This window comes from Paenibacillus jiangxiensis, from assembly GCF_046098255.1.
Classification (GTDB): domain Bacteria; phylum Bacillota; class Bacilli; order Paenibacillales; family Paenibacillaceae; genus Paenibacillus; species Paenibacillus jiagnxiensis.
This window is the reverse complement of record NZ_JBJURI010000027.1, coordinates 24,984-42,723: the sequence shown is the minus strand read 5'-3', so window position 1 is coordinate 42,723 and position 17,740 is coordinate 24,984. Positions and strand designations below refer to the sequence as shown.

Here is a 17,740-nt window from a genome sequence, read left to right as displayed (position 1 = left end):
AAAACGGGGGGATGAAATGCTTCTAAAATTGTATAAGGGATTCGGCACAGTTTTCGGCCTTTTTCTGCTCTTCATCATCTATCCATTGATTAGCGGACTTGTATTATCCTTGCTAAATAAAGCATTAGATCTGAAGGAGTTGTTTAACGATCCATGGGTGACGATTATAGGGACTTATAGCCTGCCAGGCTATTTCGCCGTTAACCCTATCAATGGGGGACTTTGGTGTTTGTCTGCCTATACGGTTTACCGGATTATTAGGTTACTCATTTCGGGTCAACTGAGAAAAAACGATGAATTTGAACAAAAAGCAGAATATGGATCACATGGTACAAGCCGCTGGCAAACTGATGAAGAAATGCAGGCGGGGTACTACCAGTCAAAAGAAGGCATTATCGTCGGGGATGTGGAAAAGCGGGTGTATTTACCGGGCAAGCCGTATGCGGTAATTCCAAACAATGGGCAGCAAAACTTAAATATTATCGCTTTTGGCCCACCGGGCTCGGAAAAAACAACAGGGATTGTCTTGCCTAATATGCTTCATACCGGGCTGAACCTTGGTTACTCCATGGTTATAACGGATCCTAAAGGTGAGCTGTACTCTTTGACTTCACCATTATTAAGGGAAAAAGGGTACGAGATATATGTTCTCGATTTTCTTCATCTTAAACGTGGTAATCGAATCAATTTTGGCGATTTCGTTTACGAAGATACGGATCTGATGAAAATTGCTGAGAGCTACGTCACTGGTGGTAACGTAGCCAAAGGAAGTAAAGGAAGTTCAGATCCAATCTGGGATGATGGAGAAAAGTCCTTGCTGGGAGCACTTATTGGTTTTGTTAAACAGGTTTATAAGGACTCACCTGAAAAGCAGACTTTCGAGCAGATTGCACGAATTCTCAATACTCAATTCAAAGATGAAGATGACTACCAATATTTGTTTAAACGTAATGAAGTTTCCGGCACTGCTGAGTTTTTATTCAACAATTTCTTAATGGCTAAAGACAAAGTACGGGACGGCATTTTATTTGGCTTGGCTACGAAGTTGACTTTGTTTGGTATACCGGCTGTTCAAAGGTTAACCAATCACAGTGACTTTAACCTTGAGGATCTGGGGCGTAAGAAGATAGCCCTTTATCTTTTGGTAAGTGACTCAGATAAGACATTCGCCCCGCTTGTCACGGTGTTATGGAGTATTTTGTTCAGCGCGATCTATAAGGTACGCCTGACAGAGCCGAATTCAAAGGTACCGGTGTTGTGTCTTATGGACGAGCTAGCCAATATCGGTCGTATCGGTGGCCTTCAGGAGAAATTGGGTACGATGCGCAGCCGGCACATTTATCCGGTCATGATCTGGCAGTCGCTGCCACAGCTCAAAGACCGTTACCCTCAAGATGCATGGGAAGATGTCATCTCCATGTGTGATACTAGACTACTACTCGCTGCCAATGATCAAGTAACAAAAAAATACTTTTCGGAGGAACTTGGAAAAACCACAATCAAAACCGAAAGTGGTAGTACAAGCATCAAGAGGGAGGAGGTTATACAAAACGGAGAAAGCCAAAGTACATCGTACTCTGGCCGTCCGCTGTTATTCCCAGATGAAGTGGGGCGGATGCCTAAAGACAGCATCCTAGTAGTCGAAAAAGGAAAGTACCCAGCTATGTTGAAAAAATTGCAATATAGATATTGGGAAGAAAAATATCAAATATGTGTTCCTACCACATATAACGATATTCCGCTTTTAGGAGCAGAAATGAAACTACCGAATGTTCGAAGTGAGGAGAATGTTGAGGAGACAATGTAAGGACGAGTAGGAAAGCCTCAATTAGCGATTAATTTAGATCCAGTGTCAGACTATGATACTTCAGGATAACCTATCTTTAATCTCTAAGGTGACAAAATCTCTCACTAATTCTTCAATGGTTATATTGCGGATTTTAGCTTGATAATCTAAATCCCTAATACGATCTTTGAGTCCCAAACCTATCTGGAGTATGTAGAACATGTATTCGTAGTCCTTAAAGTCAAGGTCGATAGCCATCTTTTTGCTTTCTTTGTACAGATAGTCCGAACTATAGACTGACCATTTACGTTCATTGCTAGGTTCCTTAGTGGGAAATGAAGTCATTTATAGGCCACTCCTTACCGGTTTATTAACCTTAATTGTAACATTCGCTCTCAAGGGCTTACTATAAATATATAGGCGTAAATACTCCAATATCTCTGGAAGTATAAACGCTTTAATTTTTTAGTGTAAAGAGCTATTAAGCGCTACGGGTTTTTTACCGTAATAGAAAGGGATCAACTTGTATGAGAATCCTGTTTTTAGTTCAGAGCGATTTCACTCATCAGCATCTTCGCAGCCGTTTTTCTCAGTATGAAGTGGCTCCGTTCGCGGCAAATGAACGTGCTATCCGTATCGTGCTCGGCAGCTTTGAAGCAGATGTCGCAGTAATTGATCCAGAAGCGACTTGGGCGTCCAGGATAGAGCAAACTCTATCTAACCTTGGGGTGAAGGTCGTTCATTTCGACGGAGATTTTCAAACCATCGACGAAGTTATCAGTAAGCTTGCTGCTGATTTTGATGACGAGGAGTATGATGATCCTGAACCGACAGGCGAACCTCTTGAAAAATATACACCTACGATCAACACCGCAAGATATGATCTGGAAATCATTCATCCGATAGAAGAAGAGGAGCATCCTGTTCATCCTTATTTCAAGCAGCGTGAGCTTCTGAAAGAGGGCGTAACTCCATCTGAGATTACAGAAAGTGAGGAAGCCCATCTTGTAAAAGAAAGTGATCGGCAGCAGGAAGAGGATGCCGATCCAGAACCGATCCAACCGCCACAGAAGCCCAAAGGCAAACTTAGAGATAAGGCTCATTTGCCAAAGTTACCGGCGATTCCAAAGATTTCACCGCCAAAGCTGCCAAAGATTAAAATTCCCAGTTTGCCACAAATCAAATTTCCGACGTCACCCGCAACAGAGATCGACCCAACTCAGGAGATTGATTTGAGCCTGGTTGAAACGGAAAGCCGGATTGTATACCAAGACAAAGTGGTTGGAACTGCTGTCATTGCTGTAATGGGCATATCCCATGGTGTGGGTACTACCCACACGGCTACACTCATCGCGAATTATCTGGCCAGGCACAAGGAACGGGTAGCGTTAGTTGAAGCCTGTGACTCCTATGCTTTTGCCAGAATCGAACGACTTTATCATGCGGTGCCCGAGGGAGCCATTCTTCAGACAGATCATTTTGAGGCATTTGGCGTTCATTATTTTAAGTCTGGAGACCAATTGGATTTGATCCAGCTTTTCTCAGCAGGCTTCACCTTTATTGTTCTCGACCTGGGAAGTCATGATACATCAGATCATTTCAAGGAATTTCTGAGGGCGGGAATATCGGTTCTTGTGGGGGCAGGTTCAGAATGGAAGCACCAAGACATATACCGCTTCTGCCGACAGAACAGAAAACGTAACCAGCAGAATTGGAACATTGCCATCCCTTTAGTGGAAGACGAATCGATTAAGGACATAAAGAAAGGGATGGAAACCGCTGTAAAGCAAGTCGTTGCTATCCCATATCATCCGGACCCGTTCAGCAAACAGGCGGAAACTGATGAGACTATGAAGAGGCTGCTGCAGCTTCACGGTAAACGGCGAGGATTGTTCTTTGGCAAGAGATAACATTGAAAAGGGGAAAAGACATGTCCAGAGTTCGATTACGGCAAAAACAGATCGTGCTATCAGGTGCTGTTGGTGCCGTTACGATGCTGATCATATGCCTGACTATCGGTGTGCTTCTGTTTAAGAATTTTCAGACTGACTATTCGCAAGAAATAGCCGAGCTGGAGCAAGAGCTGGCCGATACACAGCAAATTCTAAAGCAGGAAATGAAACAGGTGCCTGTGGTTGTGAAAGATCACAAGGCTGGAGACGCGTTGGCTGAAACGGATATTCAGCTCGTAAATATTCCTGCCGCTTCGGTTCCTAAAAATGTACTGAACAAGGAAGATATCGTTGGAAAATACACCAAAATTGATCTTCCCAAAAACACGGCGGTTACGGCATCTATGCTGTTTGAAAGTGGTGTCACCCCGAATGATTTGAGGAACCAGGAGTTCAAGTTGATTCAATTGCCAACCAAACTAGACCCTAACCAATTTGTTGATGTCCGTATTAAATTCCCTACCGGGGAAGATTACATTGTCCTTTCCAAGAAGAAAGTGAAGGATCTGTCCAATGGACTGGTTTCCTATGAAATGGACGAGCAAGAGATTCTGATGATGTCCAGTGCGGTAGTGGATGCCTACATTAATGATGCAACAATTTACGCGCTCAGCTATGTCGATCCTTACATGCAGGATAAGGCGATCGTAACCTACCCTCCAAAAGACGAGGTGAAGAATCTGATCAAGTCCGACCCGAACATTGTAAAAGGACGACGAGCTCCCCGTCCGCTGAAGGCAGCGGGACAAGCTATACATCTGATCTTCCTCCGGTAAAGGACGGATTAGTTACCGATCCAAATACTTATGTAGATGTTCAGGAAAGCAACTCGTCACCCCAAGTAGTCAATCCATCGTCTGAGGCGGCAACAGAGAATCAGGTTCCTCCACCAGATGAATCAGAATCCGCAGAGGAGCCGCCGGTAACGTCGGTAACCCCAGAAAAGGGTGGCGACAGTAATATCTATGGGGAACTGCCCAAGGATAGCGTTAACCCTTAATTCACCGTAAGGAGGCGAAAAGTTGAAAACCCTACTATTTTTAGGGGCATGTGAAAAGACGGAGCTGCTTCTATGGCTCGGGAAAATCCTTGCCTCAGCAGATCATAAGGTCCTGATCATCGATGCAACGGTTTTGCAGAAATATCGATACTCTATACCGGATATAGGCAGTGACAACCTGGTGACTGAGTATGACGATATGGATGTGGCCAGTGGGTTTGAGCATTCTTTTACCAGTGGGACGACTATTCAGGATTCGCTGATGAAGTATTTTTCGAAAAAAAATGAGGATTTTTCACGATATGAATATGTTTTAATCGATGTGGATCACACTGAAACTCTGCAGCCGGCGCTGCTAAGCGCGTGGGGAAAGGTTTCAAGGTATGTGCTTGTAACAAACAGTGAGCGATACACTATAGATCGAAATGCCTTACTCATAGAAAAACTGCTCCAAGAGCAGAAACCAGGCACTCCAAAAGGGATGGACATACAGAAGAAGACGGATGGTGCGGTTAATATCATCGGTGAGGCTGCTCTGGAGATGGTTCGTATTCACTACCCCGCTATTGATCAGCACATTAGCGAAGAGTATATCGATTCGACCATGGCACATTTGTCCGTGGAGTTTGAGAAACAAGAGTTCGAGTTCTATTACGACGAACTGGACTATACCGTCAGTGTGAAAATGCAATATGAAAGTCGGATTAAACTGAAAGGCTTGTCACGAAGCACCAGGAAGACGCTTGCTTCTGTTTTGGGAGCTGTAACCGACCTAGATAGCGGCACCATCAAATCAGCAATTCGAAGCGCAGAGAAGGGGAGATAAAGATCATGGCCATCATTTCTTTTTGGAGCCCGGATCATGGACGGGGGAATACTGCAAATAGTGTAGCCGTCGCCTCTATGATTGGGCTTGATTATGATATTCGGACCCTCATATCCCAAACTCAGTTTTCAAGATCAACTTTGGAAGGTGCGTTCATTAAAACCAAGGAGCTGCAGATGCGAAATTTTGCGAATGCTGCGACGACCGGCTTGGACGCGCTGGAACGTTTATTAAAAACGAAGCGCCTGGAGGCAAATAGTATCAATAATCATGCCATTTCACTTGAACCCGGACGTTTGGACCTGTTAACCGGTACAAGCAAATCTCAGGTTGAAGGCATCGAGCACGTTTATCCTGCCATTTTTGATGAGGCCAATCGTTACTACCAATGCATTATTCTGGATATTCACAGTGGCAGCCAAAACGCTGTATCCAATCAGCTTATTAAAAGCTCGGATCTTGTTGTAGTCAATCTCAGCCAGGACATGAACTCATTGGAACGATACGCCAGTCAGGACCAATGGCCGTCCGGGCTGCAGGACAAGAGAAAGGTGGTTTTGCTGGGGCAATACGATCCTGATTCGAAATATAACGCGACCAACATCAGGAGGAAGTTCGGGATCAAGGAACCCGTGTTTACGATTCCTTACTGCTCCGATTACCGGGATGCCTTCAATGATAAGGACGTGCTTGGCTGGTTCCGGCGGGCCCGCAACACCGGCCGTCGCCATGAAAGCTACCTTTTCTTTCAGGAGGTCAGGAAGGCTGCGAAGGAGATGCTGTCACAGATCGGAGTTAACACAGAGATCAAGCGTATTGAGAGGGGCGTATCCTGATGCTTGTGATATGGAATGGCATCGGCATCGGAATTCTTTTAGTCGCTCTCCTGGTATACCTGATCTATAAAATGCGAAATCCGATCGCTGTTCCAAGAGAGAAGAAAGTCTCTGTGGATCTGGAGCGGTACAGCATTAAGCAGATGACTCAGTATATAAAGAACAAATTTAATGAGATGACCGGTTCCAACTTGTATGACCTGGCGCTGGATCTAGAGGATTTCAATCGGCAGAAGCATATGCGTACTGAGCTGAAAGCCGCGCTCAAAGGCTGCAACAGCGGCGACTTGTACGACAAGATGTATGTAAAGGATCTAATTTATGATCTGCTGCTCAGGGAGTACGGGATGAATGAGCGACATGTAAATTATGTCCTTCCTTTTGAAGAACCGGACAACCTCACCGTTCAGGACAAATTCGAAATACTGATGCAGTTATATAAGAAGAAACACCGGTACAAGGCATTACCTAAAATGATTGAGGAGTATCGGTTGGACGAGCTGAAGTCGGTTATCGAAGATGGCCAAACGGAATCCTATATCATTACTGAGGCCGAGATTCAGAAAATCTACCGGGAAAAATCGAAGGGTGTGCTGTCTTTCGAGGACAAAATGCAGGTTATTGTCCAGCGCATCTATCAAGGATTCAAGGGCTTTGGTGTAATTGATGAAATACGTTACATGGAAATTGACGGCGTATCGGGAGGGGTGTCCGGCATTCCCGCCTCCATGCAGGACATAGAAGATGAGGAGCAGATGCTGAAGGCCATGCGACAGCATTCCAAGCAGGACAATACCCACTCCGTATGGATTATGTACCGGGGTAAAACAATGCACATGTCCTTCTTGTCCTTCGGCAGCGAACTGGAGCTGAAGCGGATCTGCCAATCCATTTACAAGTGGAACAATCCTGGCCAGCTAACCGAGCAGAACGGATTTATTGTCAACGATATGAAGGACAATTCGCGGATCGTCGTCATGCGGCCACCGTTTTCAGAATCGTGGGTGTTTTTCAATCGGAAATTCAATCTCACTTACACGGACCTGGAGAACTTCTTGAATCCCAAGGATCGGGGCTATTCCTTTAAAAATACGGAGTTGCCGATTCGCCTGATTCCGCTGCTTATGAAGGGTGCCAGGGTGACCACGGTGACCGGTGACCAAGGTACCGGTAAATCCACCTTAATGATGGCTATGGTGCGTTCTATTGCCGGGTACTTGACACTCAGGGTACAGGAAATGGCCTTTGAGTTGCATTTGAGAAATCTGTACCCGCAGCGGAACATTGTCTCCATCCGTGAAACTGCGGATATTTCAGGCCAAAAAGGGATGGACATACAGAAGAAGACGGATGGTGCGGTTAATATCATCGGTGAGGCTGCCACCGCGGAACAAGTCACCTGGTTCCTACAGGCCGGTACGGTAGCAAGCTTGTTTACAATTCTTTCTCATCATGCCAAGTCGTTCCGGGAATTAGTGTATTCACTTCGGAATTCAACACTGCAAACAGATCTGTTCCGGAATGAGTCAATTGCAGAGCAGCAGGTTGTCAGCGTATTGGATTTTGATATCCATCTGTTCAAGGATGCCGAAGGCCGCAGATACATCGAACGGATTACAGAGTGTGTGCCGCTCCTAGATAATGACACGTACCCGGATGATCCTGAGAAAGCAGCCATTGAGTTTTACCGGCGAATGACGGACCGTAAAACCTTCGAGGGCAGAGATATCGTGGTATTCCAGGATGGGGAATATATCGCCAAGCATCCGATCTCTGAGCAGCAGAAGGCGGAAATGGTACGCCACATGAATGCAAAGGATCGGTCAGAGTTTGAGGATCTGATCGATACGTATTGGAAGGTGACGGCATGAATAGTTGGATGATAACCAGTATTTTCTTCGGACTGTTCCTTCTATTATTAATAGTTTTTGCCTTTATTACCTTCGTGAAAAATGCGGAAGGAAAAAAGAAAAATGATATTTTTGAGAAGCATTTTGGCAAGCGGGCTAATCAGCATAGATTAAACCTGATTTTCCAGAAATCATATGTACTGTTCCAGCGCCTACCCTTGCTTCGAAAATACATCTGGAATATCCGCAAACGGCTTGAAGTGCTGGACTCATTCGATGAATACGCGATTCGTCGGCAGACGATGAGGATTGCTTTTATCACCTTGAGCTCAACAACCATTCTGGTTTTGCTGTTTTGCTTGATCAGCCGAGATTTATTCACGATTTTTTTCATACTCTTCGGTGCCGTAGTGCTCAATGGGGTAATGATCACCACATTCGTAAACCGTGTCGAGGACCGGTTGCTGAAACAGTCTATCAAGCTGTATGAGGACACACGTCATCAATTTCAGCGGACGAAGAATGTGGAGGAGGCCATCTATGAAGCGAGTCTCACAGCACCGCACGAAGCCGCGCAACATGGAGAGAGAATCTATGAAATTCTGACTGCAGATGATCAGCAGAAGGCATTGGATGTCTATTATGAGGTGGCTCCTAACAAGTACTATAAAATGTTCACCGGGTTTTCCTTTCTGGTGTCTGAATTCGGGGACCGGATTGTCAGAAATTCGTCCATGTACCTCAGTGCGATCGCCAAGCTGATTCAGGACGTGAACTATGAAATTTTGCGAAGAGAACGCCTGAATTATTTGCTCAAGGGTTTATCGACGATTGCCGTGCTTTCGGTACTCTTTATCAAACCGATCGAGCTTTGGGCAAAAGCCTATTTCCCGATCATGAGCGATTTTTATGCCAGTAAATTTGGATTTTTCATCAAGGTCTTCTTTTTTCTTGTCGTATTGTTATGTTATTCGCTGATCAAGAAGCTGTTGGCCAATGATGAAGCCAGGTATGTGGCCAAGTCCGAACGAGTTTTGTGGGAGAAATTTCTGTATGCCAAGGTACCGCCGCTGCGCTTTGTTGTGGATCGGTTTGTACCGGCTCTGCATAAGAAATTTCACTTCCAACTGACTGTCTTAATTAAGGATGCCAACTCTTATCTCACGATAGAGTGGCTGTATGTACAGCGAATTTTACTCAGTCTGGTCATTTTTATAGGCTCGGTGTCCATGTTCTTTTATATGCACTCGGTATCCGTTGATAACGTACTCCATGATCCATTGCGGGGCACGGGTGTATTCGGAAAACTTGGGCCTGCTGAACTGGAAATCGCACAGCAGAAAACAGATTTTGACCGCTCGGTCCTGACCAATTTGGATGATTCAACCGATGTATCGCCGGAATCTCTGCTTGGGATGGTCAGTACAGTGACTCAGACAAGTAAAAATGATCCGGCAACGATCTATACTGCCAACCGAATCTATCAAAAGTATGTCGAGATTCAGAATGAATACTTTAAATGGTGGGAGCTGCTGCTTTGCATGCTGCTAGCGATCACGGCGTACTTTACGCCACTCTGGCTACTATACTTTCAGAAGAAAATCCGTTATATGGAAATGCAGGATGAAGTGGACCAGTTCCATACGATTATATCTATCCTGGCCCAGTTTGAACGGATGGACATCGAAACCGTTCTGGAGTGGATGGAAAGATACAGTGTCATCTTCAAAGACCCAATTAAGAACTGCCTGAATAATTACAGCAGCGGCCAGGAAGAAGCCCTTGAGATTTTAGGAGAGGACGTATCTTTCGAACCATTTGTCAGAATTGTGGAAAAACTGAGGCTGGCGGTCGAGAAGATCCCGCTGCTGCAGGCCTTTGACGATCTGGAATTAACAAAGGAATATTACGCAGAGAGACGCAAGGAATACTTTAGCCGGTTGATTGAGCTCAAAGCATTTTGGGGTAGAATCTTCGGCCTGGCACCATCTATGTATTTGATCTTCCTTTACCTGGTTGTTCCGATGCTCTATCTCAGTATCACCCAAGCTGGGGCATCGTTTGAGCAAATACAGAGCGTATCCGGGAGGTGATGCCAAGTGTGCTACTTGCACGGGCCTTAAAACAACCGGTATTCAACTCAGCAACTCAGTCATTAACGAATCCAATTTCAAAGGAGAAATCGAAACATGGGTATTGCAGCAAAAGCGTTGTTAGGAGCAGCAGGCCTTTTCCTGGCCATTGCTTTGATTAGTTTGAGCGTGAATCTTTTTGGAACAGCCCAAGAAGGGAGTAAGCAAGCTCAAACTGAGTTTTCCAGTATTCAAACGGAGTTGTCTGGCCAGACGTATGCAGGCTATGACAACACCATTCTAACCGGTAGCCAGGTTGTGAACGCCATCCGAAAGTTCGGTAATAAAGAGACCTTTACCATTAAGGTAACTACGAAGAAAAATACAGGTGGGACAACCTATTCAAAGGGTAATGTTGGTGGAACGACTGAAGTTACATCAAACGAATACATTAACCCGTCAGGACAATTTAAAAGCATTATTGTCCGTGACGTGAACAACGTAGTTACAGGCATTGAGTTCTCCCAAAGCTGACAGATTGGACAGAGTGAAATGAACATTGCCACTAAAATGATGATCGCTTCGATAGGCATTCTGTTGTTTGTCAGCGCAGCTGCGGTAGGGGTGCAGTTGTTTCGTGGGAATCATGATGCTCTCAACGAGGTAGATGCCGCAATCAGCAGCCGTGATCGAAATATGGCAGTGATCCCTGCAGTTGAAGGTGAAGAAAGCGTCAGCGGAGCTACCGTGGTCCAGACCATATTTCAAATCGCTGCGATCGGGGCAGATATCCAAGTTGAAGGATACCTTTTTTCAAAAGACGTCAATATCGATGACACCGATGTTTCCATGATACCCCTAAAGGCAACATATACCACGGAGTATCAAAGGGACAGCCAGGGGAACCTTCAGCGAGTCATATTTAGAAAAAAATGAGGATGGAGATAGTAAATGGCGAAGTACGTGCTTTATCCATTTGCCATCATACTTGCTTGTCTGCTGCTCTATTTCTATCCTATGTTAGCGGCGTATCAGCAACAGGACCAAATTGCTTATAACCTGGCCTATCAGGCGACCACCAATTTTGTGGATTCTGTTCGAAATAAAGGCTATATCACGCCAACGATGTATAACGATTTTATGAGAGAGCTGGGCAGTTCAAACTTATATGACGTCCAAATGGAACACAAAGCTAAGCAATATAACCCAATTTACGAAGACCCGGAAGATGATTCGACCTTTACGGGGCAGACGGACGTCTACTATGACGCCAGATATACAGACAGCATTTTAAAAACGCTGTCCTCCGGCTCCAGGTATTACATGAGAGAAGGAGATTTCTTTTCCGTTACCGTGAGAAACACGAATACGACCAAGGCTACTCTCATGCAGGATTTTCTGAATAATGGGTATACCAGTGATCCTACTCGGATCTATATCCCTTACGGAGGGATTATACTCAATGAAGACTATTAGTTGGGTTCTGGTATTTGTGATTATCGTATTCCCGCTCTTTTTCAAGAATGATCTTAGGGGTGTTGAGCAAGAGCGGACCCAAGAGAAAATGGTCATGTATGATGGAGCCCTCCGGGCGGCTGTCCAGGACGCAGCGTTTGCTCTGCAGCTCAATGAGAATCAAAATCTCGAAGGCAGCTATGGTTCCACAAAACGGATACGAGCGAATAAAGAGCTGGCTGTGGAAGCATTCTATGAGACTCTTTTTAATAACGTTGGGATCCGGGACGATGTTATTGCACAGGGCGTCCTGAAGACTTACATCCCTGTTCTTGCCGTAATCGATTATGATGGGCTCTGGATTTACACCAACGAAACGATAAGTAATGTCAATGGAGAAAATGAGAGCAGGCAGGTTTGGAAGGTCAAAAAGCCGTTTGCGTTTTCGGATGAGCAAGGCAACAGCCTTTCATTTACCCTGGATGATTATGTGTATGCGTATGATGCTGCTACACAGGAGTGGTTCGAAGGCAGAAGGGAAGAGGTTTCGATTCTAACGGATCATCGCATCCCTCTGCTGGAGGATCCCGACACGTTTGATCAGGTTCGAAGGACAACGATTATTTCGGTAGTACAGGGCAGTTTAGAGCATTCTATTAACTCTTACAACGAATATGCGCGGAGGCTGGGTATCACGTATACATTTACCTTGCCGCGCGTTGAGCAAGAGGAATGGAATAACACTATCAATGACGTAGGCGTCCTATCATTCATCCAAGGTGTGCCGGTTGGTCTTCACACGTATAACAACTACGCCTTGGGAGGGAGCCGATTGGTCAAACGTGCTGTCATTTACGGATATTTACGCCAAGGTGTAAAAGTGTATTTCAGAGAATCGGATCATTTTGGCGGGGAGATTATCGAAAAATTCAGCAGCGAGCGTGAAGCTGCTGAAGCCGGGTATTTCCCAGGAGAGAGATAACCGAAATAATAAGGAGGAAATAAAAAATCATGGATGCCTTCCGGCTACGCCAGAAGCCGCGGCCTATTATGTCACTTGCCGCAGCCGGCTCAGCGTATCAGGGCGCTTGAGATTGTCAAGGATTTGCCGCTGCGCGTTCCTCCTTGACAATCAAGTTCAACTACTCCGGCAGCGGCTGGCGCCGCTTGGCGGAGCCTCCAGTTGAACTACGCGCGAAGTAATGCTCCGAAGGTTACTCGACCTGATAAACTTGTGCCAAGCGGCAAGCATACCGGCCGTCATCCAAAAAAATACAATGATCTAAAGGAGACAAACCAAGATGAAAAAAATGATCGTTTCTATTTTCGCAAGTGTGACGCTTATGAGTTCGGTCTTCATCCCGTTAGGTAATCCAGTCGCATCTGCTGCCGCTGCATTTAAAGATGTTCCCGCGGGCCATTGGGCAAAAGCGTCTATTGATGCAGCCGTCAATAAAGGATATTTGAAGGGATACTCCGATGGAACGTTTCGTCCAAGCGCACCGGTTACACGCGCAGAATTTGCCGCCATTTTGTCCCGTGTCTCCAATAACGAGGTGGAGGGAGGAAAAGGAAGTTTTCCGGATCTGTCCGGTAACTGGAGTGAAGGGGAAGTCAACAAAGCGATCGGGATGGGCTTTATCTCCACGGGCGATTACCCTAATGGGTTTAAACCCTCTACGTCGCTGACTCGCCGGGAAATGTCGAAATGGATGGCGTCCGGATTGGCTGCGGCGCAGGAAGATTTCCAAACTGCTTTGTCAGATACAAAGGATACCCTGATTCCTGTTGCCGAGTATTACAAAGGTGGACTGAACAAGATCGATTATCCGTATGTGTCGGTGGCTTTGGGAACAGGACTGATGACCGGTTATGAGGATGGAGCGTTCGGCCCGGCAAAGACGACAACCCGTGCAGAGGTTGCTACCATTTTGGGACGGTATGAGTCTGTGCAGAAGAAAAAGGCTACGGATTTTCGGGATTTGAATGAGATGAGGGAGGTTGGGCTGACGGGAACCAATATGACTTCGCTAACACCGTATAAGTTTGGAACCGACGGAGTTACCGGTAAGCCGGCCGACTTTAGCCAGGTCAAAGATAAAGAATTCACACTACGAAACAATCTCGGTACTCAGACCATTCATAGAATGATTTTTGTTGAGTCAGGAAGTGATAAGAAACCAAAAAATTTATATGGGAAAATGTTTATAGATAAAGAGTTTGATTGGCCTGTAAAAGGGGATCGTTACCACGTCTTTACAGAGGCGAGCCTTACACCCAATGGAGATAACCTTACTAATCTAGCTTTCGCAAATGCAACAGGAAATCTTTTCCTAAATGGAGATAATTTCGAAACAGGAACATCCAAGACATTCGGTATTACAAATTTACCGCACGACGATTATATTTCTTCAGGGTTCTTTAAGAAGGGTGTAACTAGGAATTTCTGGATGTACACATCTCTGCCAAAGACAACTGCTAACGGTAAGGTCTCGGAAGGAATAGCCGTCAATGGGAAGTTTACTGTTATGTATTTGGAATAAATTACGAGAGGAAGAATGGTTTTTGAAAAACAAACTTAATAAAACTATCTCTCTTCTCCTATTGCTATTTATCCCCTCTTTGTTTATCGGAGAGGGGAACATTGATGCTGCCGGTCAGATCACCGCTGTAAGTAGCAATATCGAAGATCAGATGAATTTGAAAAATCCATATGTCACGCCTGAAGGACCGGTTCAAGAGCAGAAATATGTGATCCCTGTAAAAGGAGGTAAGGCTGCTAGACCAGGGGTTTATTGGGTGCAGAGAGATGCCGGGGATTGGTCGGCTACTTCTTATCGAGCTTCTGGTGGTAAAGTGATAGTTCCAAATGTCGGTACAGATCAGAAACCTTGGCCTGAAGTTGCGGAAGTATCGGATAAGATTGATATGAATAAGCCAGAGTACCAACCAAATTTTTACACTCAAAGTGATGAAACGTCATGGCCTCCAAATGCTGTAACGAATAAACATATTGCTAAGGCAGAAACGATTGATCGCTATCAAGGGAACAATTCGAACATATTAGAACTTGAAGTTAAAGATCAATACTTTATTTACATCACCTCAGAAACTGGTGAAACTTCCCCTGGTGAAAGCGGAAGCGGACTTTATAGGGAAGAGTTCAATGATCAACAAGAAGTGAATGGAAAATTGTCTACTCGCCCTAACGGGTATCCCAAAAAGACGGCGATGTATCTTACTCCATTAAATTTAGAATGGCGCGGTACGATTGTTGAGAAAAAGAAGATTCAGGCATCAGGCGTCCAACAAATGGAAGTCGGACAGGAAGCCCAGTTCAAAGGGGAGGTTGCTACCCAAGCTCCGGGGGAGACGGCATATGGGGACCAGGTAGATGTTACTCAACGTCCAGGGCAAACTGAATGGTCTTCGGATAACAATACAGTAGCAACTGTAAATCCAGAGACGGGCCTTGTTAAAGCGATAAGCCCTGGTGTGGCCAAGATTACGGTGCAATGGAAAAACGGAACATACTGGCTTACGGATACCGTTGCCGTAGCAGTAGGCGGCGTTCCGCTTCCGGAGGAACCAGAAGAGCCAGCCGTGGTTTGTACTCCTCCACAATCTGCAGGAGTCAAGACCGGCAGCCAGATGAACAGCAGCGCGGTTGGTAAAATCAAGGCGGACGTGCGGGGATCTGAAAAGTTTGAAGTAGCCAAAGGCATCCCAACTTCGGAAAGCTTATATGGCAACGTCATGGCGAAGGAATATCTGTATAACAACAAATTCGAGAAGTTCACCGGTACGTGTACGTTTACGGTTCCCGTGAGCAAGACCTACAGGCTGAAATGGACGGAGAAAGAAGAGTATGAAAACAGCAAGGGCGAAACGAAGACGCGTGAAGTTAAAAAGTCGCGTACCGTCACCGTGAACCCGTCCTATGACATTGTACGGCACTATTCATACTGGACGATTCCAGGCTTGCAGGTGTTTAAAATCGACAATGCCAAGCTCTATAATTACGCTTTCCAGGGCAACGGCATCGTCATCGAGCCAGGCAGCTCCTATAAAGTGCCGACGATGGATGTGGAAACAGAAGTAGAGAATCTGCTGGAGCCGTCTCCGGTATCGGCTTCCGCTCCAAGTGAGACGATTGACGGCGGCAGCGACGAACCGGATGTTCCGGATGAGGATCTTGAAAGTTATGCGGAAGAAGAGACGCCGGAGCTGGATGTGCGTAACGACAAGCTCACATTCAACGGAGAAACCGTGATGGACGGTTCTATGGTCAAAACCAAGACCAAGGATCCTGGAGCGATTAAAATGCCTCTGAGTATTGACGAAAATGCCCTGTACCGTCCAGAGAATGTCATTCCGGTCAGCAAGACCAATAAGGCAGATAACGAGAGCTCCGGCACGATTGAGTATTCTCCGCTCGACGGCAGCTTGGGCAATCCGGAAAACGTGCGGCAACCGGTCGATGACTTGAACAGCGTAACGGTCCATACACCGGTAGTCATGTATCCAAGCGTGAGTAATGACAAGGAGCATAACCAGAAGGTGTACCCTACCGCAGGCACCGCGGCCCTGGTGTTGGACCGGCCGTTCACCGTCACCCTGCCTACAACCGGGCCGCACCGGGATATTAAAGGGTACGGCAACCGGGATTACGCCAAGTACACGGCGTACAAGCAAGTGCTGTTTGAGTTCGATGTCTTCAACGAAGATATGGGCAAATATATTCCGGCCAAAACCTGGATCGATATTCCGGTGACGCAGCTGCAGGCCACGTTCCGGATGCCGGTATGGGTCGATGAAGGAAAATATACGGTCCACTTCCGTTCCATCGCGGAGAATGCGCCTGAAAATTTCACCTGGGAGAAGATGGCCAACTTCGACTTGGCCAACCACGTGGCCATCAATACAGTGCCGGTGGAAGTGATTGGGCGTCTGTATGACTTCAAGGTCACGGATATTATGGACTACGATTGGGAGACGGTCTTCCGCACGAAGAAAGGCAGCTCAGAGCCTACCGGTGCAGCTTATTGGGTCGGGCCGAACTCCATAGACGGTGCGCCTCGTGGGAATAAGCCGCCATTTATGCTTCCGATCCTGCCGGGCAGCCACCCGAACAGTGGGTATAAGAATGTGGCTATCAAGACCGGCTACGCGTTCAAATTCGACTTTAAGACGAAAGGGAATAATTTCGGACCGAAAGACCACGTGAAGATCGTGCCGACATTCTACTTCGTGAATAAAGACGGAACCCAGCGCCAGAAAGTCGATCTGTATTATCACAATCAGACCACAGGGCAAAAATTCGTGAAGATTGGTTCCAGCCAGGACACGTTGACCCGAAGCATTGTTCTGAATACTCCGTTGCGAAACATCTCTTCAACGGAGCTGAACAACACGGCCAAGTACGTGGCCACCTATGGTTTCACCGACTTCCTGAAGCAGTCCCGCAATAAAAGCACCATTGGCGGGTACAGCCTGCTTGATTTAACACAGCGGGTACGGACTCTGATCGGACCGACGACCAATGTCCCGAAAACGGTAGATCCGGGCCGGGCCGTGGCATCCATTCAAAAATGGTATGGCGAGTACAGTTTGCCGGCAGCTCCGTATGTAGTGCCAGTCGGCTTCAACATTGCAGAGTACGGCAGAACCAACAAGCTGACGGATCATTCACCGATTTTCCTGAAGGACGGATATATTGTGGTGAACTTTAACATTGAAACCTATCAGGATGGATCAGACACACCGCATCTGCGGTATTACAGACTGCCGGGGGACAGCACGCCGCTGGATAACCAATGGCAGCTCGAAGGGTACAGCAATGTAGTCCAGGATAAGTATGGCCATGAATTTGCAGCTCCGGATGGAGATGTTGTTTATTATCATGCGAACTTGTCCAGTTATGACGACTTCAAGTCTTCTGTAACCCATTAACATGAAGAGGG

The 17,740-nt window shown here is 46.1% G+C and carries 14 protein-coding genes; 13 read left to right on the top strand and 1 reads right to left on the bottom strand.

What is annotated here, in order from left to right; all coding sequences use genetic code 11:
• Nucleotides 1-16: 16 nt before the first annotated feature.
• Nucleotides 17-1,807: a VirD4-like conjugal transfer protein, CD1115 family gene (locus ACI1P2_RS23070; RefSeq protein WP_355323095.1), complete on the top strand. Its 1,791-nt coding sequence runs from the start codon at nt 17-19 to the stop codon at nt 1,805-1,807.
• A gap of 60 nt (nt 1,808-1,867) precedes the next feature.
• Here the strand turns inward: ACI1P2_RS23070 and ACI1P2_RS23065 are convergent, their stop codons facing one another.
• Nucleotides 1,868-2,131, bottom strand: coding sequence for a hypothetical protein (locus tag ACI1P2_RS23065; protein WP_355323093.1), 264 nt, complete (start codon nt 2,129-2,131; stop codon nt 1,868-1,870).
• 182 nt (nt 2,132-2,313) lie between these two features.
• Between ACI1P2_RS23065 and ACI1P2_RS23060 the strand changes: the two genes are divergently transcribed.
• The 12 genes from ACI1P2_RS23060 (at nt 2,314) to ACI1P2_RS23005 (ending at nt 17,729) form a co-directional block, all read left to right on the top strand.
• Nucleotides 2,314-3,696 (top strand): hypothetical protein, encoded by a 1,383-nt coding sequence (locus tag ACI1P2_RS23060; RefSeq protein WP_355323091.1) that lies wholly within the window; start codon nt 2,314-2,316, stop codon nt 3,694-3,696.
• A 20-nt stretch (nt 3,697-3,716) separates the two neighbouring features.
• Nucleotides 3,717-4,514 carry an SAF domain-containing protein gene (locus tag ACI1P2_RS23055; protein ID WP_355323089.1) on the top strand — a complete coding sequence of 266 codons (798 nt, stop codon included), beginning with the start codon at nt 3,717-3,719 and terminating at the stop codon, nt 4,512-4,514.
• A gap of 246 nt (nt 4,515-4,760) precedes the next feature.
• The gene (locus ACI1P2_RS23050) at nt 4,761-5,564 is read left to right on the top strand and encodes a hypothetical protein (protein WP_355323087.1); all 804 of its coding nucleotides are present in this window, start codon (nt 4,761-4,763) and stop codon (nt 5,562-5,564) included.
• Nucleotides 5,565-5,569: 5 nt separating this feature from the next.
• Nucleotides 5,570-6,400, top strand: a complete 831-nt coding sequence (locus tag ACI1P2_RS23045) for a hypothetical protein (RefSeq protein ID WP_355323085.1) — start codon at nt 5,570-5,572, stop codon at nt 6,398-6,400.
• The gene (locus tag ACI1P2_RS23040) at nt 6,400-8,271 is read left to right on the top strand and encodes a P-loop NTPase family protein (RefSeq protein WP_355323083.1); all 1,872 of its coding nucleotides are present in this window, start codon (nt 6,400-6,402) and stop codon (nt 8,269-8,271) included. Before ACI1P2_RS23045 ends, ACI1P2_RS23040 begins: the two co-directional genes overlap by 1 nt.
• On the top strand, nt 8,268-10,343 hold the full coding sequence (locus ACI1P2_RS23035; protein WP_355323080.1) for a hypothetical protein: 2,076 nt from the start codon (nt 8,268-8,270) through the stop codon (nt 10,341-10,343). Before ACI1P2_RS23040 ends, ACI1P2_RS23035 begins: the two co-directional genes overlap by 4 nt.
• A 96-nt stretch (nt 10,344-10,439) precedes the next feature.
• The gene (locus ACI1P2_RS23030) at nt 10,440-10,856 is read left to right on the top strand and encodes an ABC transporter permease (protein WP_355323078.1); all 417 of its coding nucleotides are present in this window, start codon (nt 10,440-10,442) and stop codon (nt 10,854-10,856) included.
• A gap of 18 nt (nt 10,857-10,874) precedes the next feature.
• A complete protein-coding gene (locus ACI1P2_RS23025; RefSeq protein ID WP_355323076.1) occupies nt 10,875-11,258 on the top strand; it encodes a hypothetical protein in 384 nt (127 codons plus the stop codon).
• A gap of 15 nt (nt 11,259-11,273) precedes the next feature.
• Nucleotides 11,274-11,798 carry a hypothetical protein gene (locus ACI1P2_RS23020; protein ID WP_355323074.1) on the top strand — a complete coding sequence of 175 codons (525 nt, stop codon included), beginning with the start codon at nt 11,274-11,276 and terminating at the stop codon, nt 11,796-11,798.
• The gene (locus ACI1P2_RS23015; protein ID WP_355323072.1) at nt 11,785-12,759 is read left to right on the top strand and encodes a hypothetical protein; all 975 of its coding nucleotides are present in this window, start codon (nt 11,785-11,787) and stop codon (nt 12,757-12,759) included. The genes ACI1P2_RS23020 and ACI1P2_RS23015 overlap by 14 nt, the downstream gene beginning before the upstream one ends.
• Before the next feature lie 319 nt (nt 12,760-13,078).
• Nucleotides 13,079-14,320, top strand: coding sequence for an S-layer homology domain-containing protein (locus tag ACI1P2_RS23010; protein ID WP_355323070.1), 1,242 nt, complete (start codon nt 13,079-13,081; stop codon nt 14,318-14,320).
• A gap of 637 nt (nt 14,321-14,957) precedes the next feature.
• The gene (locus ACI1P2_RS23005) at nt 14,958-17,729 is read left to right on the top strand and encodes a DUF5704 domain-containing protein (protein WP_355323068.1); all 2,772 of its coding nucleotides are present in this window, start codon (nt 14,958-14,960) and stop codon (nt 17,727-17,729) included.
• Nucleotides 17,730-17,740 lie beyond the last annotated feature (11 nt).

Bases quoted from the DNA above. Each gene is read 5' to 3' on its own strand.
- ACI1P2_RS23070 (WP_355323095.1), top strand. From the start codon at position 17: ATGCTTCTAAAATTGTATAAGGGATTCGGCACAGTTTTCGGCCTTTTT.
- ACI1P2_RS23065 (WP_355323093.1), bottom strand. From the start codon at position 2,131: ATGACTTCATTTCCCACTAAGGAACCTAGCAATGAACGTAAATGGTCA.
- ACI1P2_RS23060 (WP_355323091.1), top strand. From the start codon at position 2,314: ATGAGAATCCTGTTTTTAGTTCAGAGCGATTTCACTCATCAGCATCTT.
- ACI1P2_RS23055 (WP_355323089.1), top strand. From the start codon at position 3,717: ATGTCCAGAGTTCGATTACGGCAAAAACAGATCGTGCTATCAGGTGCT.
- ACI1P2_RS23045 (WP_355323085.1), top strand. From the start codon at position 5,570: ATGGCCATCATTTCTTTTTGGAGCCCGGATCATGGACGGGGGAATACT.
- ACI1P2_RS23040 (WP_355323083.1), top strand. From the start codon at position 6,400: ATGCTTGTGATATGGAATGGCATCGGCATCGGAATTCTTTTAGTCGCT.
- ACI1P2_RS23035 (WP_355323080.1), top strand. From the start codon at position 8,268: ATGAATAGTTGGATGATAACCAGTATTTTCTTCGGACTGTTCCTTCTA.
- ACI1P2_RS23030 (WP_355323078.1), top strand. From the start codon at position 10,440: ATGGGTATTGCAGCAAAAGCGTTGTTAGGAGCAGCAGGCCTTTTCCTG.
- ACI1P2_RS23025 (WP_355323076.1), top strand. From the start codon at position 10,875: ATGAACATTGCCACTAAAATGATGATCGCTTCGATAGGCATTCTGTTG.
- ACI1P2_RS23020 (WP_355323074.1), top strand. From the start codon at position 11,274: ATGGCGAAGTACGTGCTTTATCCATTTGCCATCATACTTGCTTGTCTG.
- ACI1P2_RS23015 (WP_355323072.1), top strand. From the start codon at position 11,785: ATGAAGACTATTAGTTGGGTTCTGGTATTTGTGATTATCGTATTCCCG.
- ACI1P2_RS23010 (WP_355323070.1), top strand. From the start codon at position 13,079: ATGAAAAAAATGATCGTTTCTATTTTCGCAAGTGTGACGCTTATGAGT.